Origin of the sequence: Micromonospora sp. KC213, from assembly GCF_004348325.1 — a bacterium.
In the GTDB taxonomy this organism is placed as follows: Bacteria; Actinomycetota; Actinomycetes; order Mycobacteriales; family Micromonosporaceae; genus Micromonospora.
Genome location: NZ_SMKF01000267.1, coordinates 1 through 5,251, shown reverse-complemented (window position 1 = coordinate 5,251; position 5,251 = coordinate 1). Strand labels below are relative to the sequence as shown.

The 5,251-nt window shown below is 77.0% G+C and carries 4 protein-coding genes; all 4 read left to right on the top strand.

The features are described 5' to 3' along the window. Window positions 1-1,034 (top strand): cytochrome d ubiquinol oxidase subunit II (locus tag E1166_RS29215; protein ID WP_243710583.1); only part of this gene is annotated, 1,034 nt, incomplete at its 5' end. Beyond that, window positions 1,031-2,701, top strand: coding sequence for a thiol reductant ABC exporter subunit CydD (cydD, locus tag E1166_RS29210; RefSeq protein WP_132343071.1), 1,671 nt, complete (start codon window positions 1,031-1,033; stop codon window positions 2,699-2,701). The genes E1166_RS29215 and cydD, both read left to right, overlap by 4 nt. After that, window positions 2,698-4,569, top strand: coding sequence for a thiol reductant ABC exporter subunit CydC (gene cydC / locus E1166_RS29205; RefSeq protein ID WP_132343070.1), 1,872 nt, complete (start codon window positions 2,698-2,700; stop codon window positions 4,567-4,569). The genes cydD and cydC overlap by 4 nt, the downstream gene beginning before the upstream one ends. A gap of 73 nt (window positions 4,570-4,642) precedes the next feature. Continuing rightward, the coding region (locus E1166_RS29200; protein WP_132343069.1) for a permease prefix domain 1-containing protein at window positions 4,643-5,251 on the top strand (609 nt) is incomplete at its 3' end.

The following is a 5,251-nucleotide window of genomic DNA, read 5'->3' as shown; positions in this document are numbered from 1 at the left end:
GTACCCGCCCTCGCCTGACGGAGACCACCGTGGACCTCGCCTGGTACGCCCTGCTCGGCCTCTTCTTCGCCGCCTACCTCGTCCTGGGCGGCTACGACTACGGCGTCGGCCTGCTGCTGGCCCGGGGCGGGTCGACCGCCCACCGGACCGGCCTCACCGCGCTCGGCCCCTTCTTCCTCGGCAACGAGGTGTGGCTGGTGGCCTTCGTCGGCATCCTCTTCGGCGCCTTCCCCACCCTGGAGGGGGAACTGCTCTCCGGCTTCTACCCGGTCGTGGCCGGGGCACTGGTCGGGGTGATCCTGGTGACCGTCGGCGTGCAGTTGCGCAGCCGCCCCCGAGACGCGGTCGCCCGCGCCGGCTGGGACCGGGTGGTCGTCACCGGCAGCGCGCTCGCCGCGCTCGGCTGGGGCGCGCTGCTCGGCGGGCTGTTGCAGGGCGTACCCCTGCACGCCGACGGCCACGTCGCCGGGGTCACCCACCTGGCCACCCCGTTCGCCGCCGCCGCCGGACTGGCGATGCTCGCACTGGTCGCGGTGCACGGTGCGACCTTCCTCACGCTGCGGCTGCCGGCCGCCGACGCCGACGCCCTCGGCCGGCTGGCCGGACGGCTGATCCCGGTGGCGCTCGCCGCGGTCGGCGCGGCCACCGCGCTGGGCCTGCTCTCCGAGCGGGTACGCGCGGCGACGCAGCAGCCGGCGGCGGCCGTACTGCTGCCGTCAGCACTGGTCACGGCGTTGTTGTTGGCGCGGGCGGCGCTCGCCCGGCGGCGGCCCGGGGTGGCCTTCGCCGCCACCAGCGCGGCGCTGGCGCTGCCGGTGGTGCTGGTCGGCGCGGCTCTCTGGCCCGCCGTGCTGGTCTCCACCGTCGACCCGGCGGCCACCCTAACCGTGGCCCAGGCGGCGGCGAGCGGGCCGACGCTGCGGCTGCTGGGCTGGCTCGCGTTGCCCCTTGTTCCGGCCCTACTAGGCTTTCAGGCGATGTGCTGGTGGGTTTTCCGGGGACGGACCGACGGCAGGGCACCGGTGTACTGGTGAACCGCCGTCCCTTCGACCCGCGTCTGCTGCGCCGGGTCCCCGCGGCCCGGCGCGACCTCGCCGTGCTCGCGGCGCTCGGCGGGCTCACCGCGCTGCTGGTCGTGGGGCAGGCCACCGCCCTGGCCGCGCTGCTCGCCACCGCCTTCGGTGGTCGGCTGGACACCGGCGCGCTGGCCGGCTTCGTCGTCGCCGTCGGTGGACGGGCGGCGGTCAGCTGGGCGCAGGGCGCCGTCGCGGCGCGGGCCGCGGCCACCGTGAAGGCGGCGCTGCGGGCGGACCTGCTCGCCACCGTCAGCCGGCACGGGCCCGGCTGGGTCGCCGGCCAGCGGGCCGGGCAGCTCGCCACCCTCACCGGGCGGGGTCTGGACGCGCTCGACGCCTACTTCACCGGCTACCTCCCCCAACTCGTGCTCAGCGTGACCGTGCCGCTGGCCGTGCTGGCCCGGCTGGTCTTCGCCGACTGGGGCTCGGCGCTGATCATCGCGGCGACCCTGCCGCTGATCCCGGTCTTCGGCGCGCTGCTCGGCTGGCAGGCGCAGGCCGCCACGGAACGGCAGTGGCGACGGCTGTCGATGCTCGGGGGGCACTTCCTCGACATGGTCGCCGGGCTGCCCACGCTGCGGGTGTTCGGGCGGGCCCGGGCACAGACCGACGTGGTCCGCCGGATGGCCGACGGCCACCGGGTGGCCACCATGCGGACGCTGCGCATCGCCTTCCTCTCCGCGCTGGTGCTGGAACTGGTCGCCACCCTGTCGGTGGCGCTGGTCGCGGTGCCGGTCGGCATCCGGCTGCTCGGCGGCGGGATCACCCTGTCGACCGCGCTGCTGGTGCTGCTGCTCACCCCGGAGGCGTACCTGCCGCTGCGGGCCGCCGGCAGCCGCTTCCACGCCAGCATGGAGGGACTGACCGCGCTGGACGAGGCGCTGACGCTCTCCGCCGCCCCGGCCGCCGCTCCCGCCGCCACGCCCGGGACCGCCCCGCCCGGCGGCGGCGAGATCCACTTCGACAACGTCACCGTCGCGTACGAACGGACCACCGCGCTGCGGGACGTCACGCTCACCGTGCGTCCCGGTGAACGGATCGCCGTGGTCGGCCCCAGCGGTGCCGGCAAGAGCACCCTGCTCGGCCTGCTGCTCGGCTTCGTCAGCCCCACCGCCGGCCGGGTCACCGTCGACGGCGTCGACCTCGCCCACGTCGACCTCGACGAATGGCGGCGGCAGGTGGCCTGGGTGCCGCAGCGGGCCCACCTTTTCGCCGCCTCGCTGGCCGACAACATCCGGCTGGGCGCCCCCGGCACCCCCGACGCGGCGCTCACCAGGGTGGTCGCCGACGCGGCGCTGGACGACGTGGTCGCCGCCCTGCCCGACGGGCTGGCCACCACGCTCGGCGAGCGCGGTCACGGCCTGTCCAGCGGGCAGCGGCAGCGGGTGGCGCTGGCCCGGGCCTTCCTGCGGGACGCCCCGCTGGTGCTGCTCGACGAGCCCACCGCCCGGCTCGACACCGCCAGCGAGGCGGTGGTGCTGGCGGCGACCCGGCGGCTGGTCCAGGGACGCACGGCGGTGCTGGTCGCGCACCGGCCGGCGCTGCTGGCGGACGCCGACCGGATCCTGCGGGTACAGGACGGGCGGGTCACCGAGCTGACGCCGGCCCGGGAGGCGGCCCGATGAGCACCCGTCGCGAAGGCGGTCGGACCGGCACCCGCCGCGACGGCGGCCAGGCGAGTGCCGGGAGCGCGGAACGGGCGGTGCTGCGGCTGGCCCGGCCGTACCTGCGCCGGCTGGTCGGCGCCGGGCTGCTCGCCGCCGCGACCGAGGCCGCCGGGCTGGCGCTGATGGCCACGGCAACCTGGCTGCTGATGACCGCGGCCGGTCGGCCACCGCTGGACCGGCTCACCGTCGCCATCGTCGCCGTCCGGGCGCTGGCGATCGGACGGGGCGTACTCCGCTACACCGAACGCCTCGCCGGCCACGACGCCGTCCTGCGGATGATCACCGATGTGCGGGCCCGGGTCTTCGCCACCCTGGCCGCCCGCCGGAACACGGCCGGGCAGCGGACCGGGGACGCGCTGAGCCGGCTGGTCTCCGATGTGGAGGCCGTCCAGGACCTGCTCCTGCGGGTGCTCGTACCCGGTGCCGCCGCGGCGCTGGTCGGTCTGCTGGCGGTCGGCGGGGCCGCGCTGGTCTCCCTGCCCGCCGCCGGGGTGCTCGCGGTCGGCCTGCTCGTCGCCGGGGTGGCGCTGCCCGCCTCGGCCACCGCGCTGACCCGTCGCGCCGCCGACGAGGTGGCGCCGCTGCGTGGTGCGCTCGCCACCGACGCGGTGGACCTCACCCACGGCGCGGCCGATCTGGCCGCCTTCGGTGCCACCGGGCAGGCACTGCGGGCCGCCACCGACCGTGCCGACCGGCTGGCCCGGCTGGAACGGCGGCTCGCCGCGACCGGCTTCGCGGTCGACGCGGCGGGGGTGCTGGTCGCCGGACTGACCGCCGGCGGCGTGGTGCTCGTCGCACTGCGCGCCGGGGTGGGCGGCGTACTGGTCGGTGTGCTCGCCGTGGGCACTCTGGCCGCCGTGGAGATCGCGCTGGCCCTGGTCGGGGCGGCCCGGCAACGGACCCAGCTCCGCGCCGGCCTCGGCCGGGTCGCCGACCTGCTCGCCGCACCGGACGGCCGGGCCGGGGTGGACGGCACCACGCCGGTCGCCGTGGCAGGTGCCGGCACCGGCGGCGCCGGGATCGACGCCGCCGACACCAGGGCGGGCCGGGCCGTCGAGGGGACCACCCACCACGTGCGTTTCGACTCGATCGTCGTCCGGTACCGGGCGGGTGCCGCGCCCGCCCTCGACGGCCTGGACCTGGACCTGCCCGCCGGCCGCCGGGTGGCGGTGGTGGGGCCGAGCGGTGCCGGCAAGAGCACCCTCGCCGCCGTGCTCACCGGTGCGGTACGCCCCGACGCCGGTCGGGTCACCCTGGACGGGCACGACCTGTCGGCGTACCCGGCCGACGAGCTGCCCCGGGCCGTCGGCGGGCTGCTCGCCGAGGCGTACGTCTTCCACGCCTCGGTCCGGGAGAACCTGCTGCTCGGCCGGCCCGACGCGGGCGAGGACGCGCTGGCCGCCGCCACCGCCGCGGCCGGGCTGCTCGACTGGGTACGCGACCAACCCGACGGCTGGGACACCGTGGTCGGCGAGGAGGGCGGGCAGCTCTCCGGCGGGCAGCGACAGCGCCTCGCGCTGGCCCGAGCCCTGCTCGCCGCCCCGCCGGTGCTGGTGCTCGACGAACCGACCGAAGGGCTGGACCCGGCCGCCGCCGACGCGGTGCTCGCCTCGGCGTTGGCCGCCACCCCGACCGGGCACTCGGTGCTGCTGATCAGCCACCGGCTCAGCGGCCTCGACGGGCTGGACGAGATCGTCGTGCTGGACGCCGGGCGGGTCATCCAGCGCGGCCGGCACGCCGAACTGGTCGCCGCTCCCGGCTGGTACCGCGACCAGTGGCTGCTCCAGGAGGCCGCGGAGCGGGGCTACCTCGCCCTCACCCCGTGACTCCTCCAGCGGCGGTCCTGTTCAGGGAATCTCCCCGACGCGACCCGGTGTCGCCCATGGCAGGGTGGGATCCGTGTGGGGATCGGAACGTGTCCTGGAGGAACGGCTGGGCGAGCTGAACGGCCGACTGCGCGGCCCCGCCCGGCTCAAGGCGGAGCTGCTCGTCGAGCTGCGGCACGCGCTGACCGACGCCGCCGAGGCGTACCGGGAGGGTGGGCTGACACCGGCGGAGGCCGCCCGGCGCGCGGTGGCCGAGTTCGGCACCGTGGCCCAGCTCGCTCCGGCGTACCAGGCGGAGTTGGGCGCGGCGGCGCTGCGCGGCCTGTCGGTGCGGGCCCTGGTGGTGGCCGCGGTCCTGGTCATCGCGGGCGATCTCACCTGGCAGGGGTCGAGCTGGAGCGGCGGACCCCCGCCACCCGAGGCTTACCGGCTCCTGTCCGCCTCGGTGAACGTCGTCTGGCTGGCCGTCGCCGGGTTCTCGCTGGCCGCCCTGGCCGTCGGGCGGTGGTCGGCCCGTCGGGGCGGGAGTGGGCCGGTCACCCTGGGTCGGCTGGTCGGGGTGGGGCTCACCGGGGCGCTGACGGCGGGTCTGCTCACCGGGGTCACCCTGTTCACCTGGTCGGTCCGGTTGTGGGACGCCGCACTGACCTGGCCTCCGATGATCATCGGGGCGGTGCTGCTC

Bases quoted from the DNA above. Each gene is read 5' to 3' on its own strand.
- cydC (WP_132343070.1), top strand. From the start codon at position 2,698: ATGAGCACCCGTCGCGAAGGCGGTCGGACCGGCACCCGCCGCGACGGC.